Source organism: Capnocytophaga genosp. AHN8471 (genome assembly GCF_016806945.1).
Classification (GTDB): domain Bacteria; phylum Bacteroidota; class Bacteroidia; order Flavobacteriales; family Flavobacteriaceae; genus Capnocytophaga; species Capnocytophaga periodontitidis.
Map to the genome: position 1 here is coordinate 1 of NZ_JAESPJ010000053.1, position 946 is coordinate 946.

Genomic DNA, 946 nt, shown 5'->3' on the forward strand with positions numbered 1-946 from the left:
GTATCATTACTCATTATGAGGAGTTGATGAAGTACGAGGGAGTGGTTACTGCTCAGAAGCTAAAAGCTACTTTTCTAGGCATAGGAGTAATGGAAGATTCCTTGCTAAAAGTCTATGAGAAGTTTAAAGAAGACTTTGCCCTGATGGTAGAAAAAGGTGTTAGAAGTTACAGTACGCTCAACAAATACGAGAATGTATACACTCATTTGAGCGAGTTTATCCAGTACAAATACCACAGAAGTGATATTTCTTTCAAAGAGCTTACAGAAGACTTTATCAACGATTTTGACTTTTACCTTAGAGTTAATAAAAGTCTTACTCACAACACAATATGGGTTTATATGATGCCCCTTTGTAAAATGGTAGAAATAGCTATAGACAAAGGTATCATCTATCGCAATCCTTTTAAGAATTATATAAGTTCTATGGAGGAGAAAGACAGAGGCTATTTGCTTAGAGAGGAAGTAGAAACTCTTTTACAATATCACCCTAAGAGTGCTTCTGCTGAATTAGTACGAGACCTATTTGTTTTTAGTTGCTTTACAGGTTTTTCGTATATTGATATCAAGCAGCTCAAGAAAAGTCACTTACAATCGTTCTTTGACGGCAACAAATGGCTTATCAAACGCCGTCAGAAATCCGATGTGCCTTGTAATGTTCGTCTGTTGGATATAGCCGAGAAAATTATTGAAAAATATGAGGGTACGACTCGTACAGAGGCACTATTTCCTACACCCTCCAATGCTAATTGCAACCTCCTGATTAAAAAGATGATGAAAGATTGTAACATCATTCGTGAAAAACCTATCTCCTTTCACTGGGCACGCCATACCTTTGGTACTCTGTTCTTAACAGAAGGGGTTCCCTTGGAAAGTGTTAGCAAGATGATGGGACATAAGAATATCAAAACCACCCAGATTTATGCTAAAATCACCAATGAGAAAAT

Annotated in this window: 1 protein-coding gene; it reads left to right on the forward strand. The window is 37.0% G+C overall.

Annotated elements, in window-relative coordinates; all coding sequences use genetic code 11:
* The coding region (locus tag JMN12_RS15095; RefSeq protein ID WP_203140081.1) for a site-specific integrase at nucleotides 1-946 on the forward strand (946 nt) is incomplete at both ends.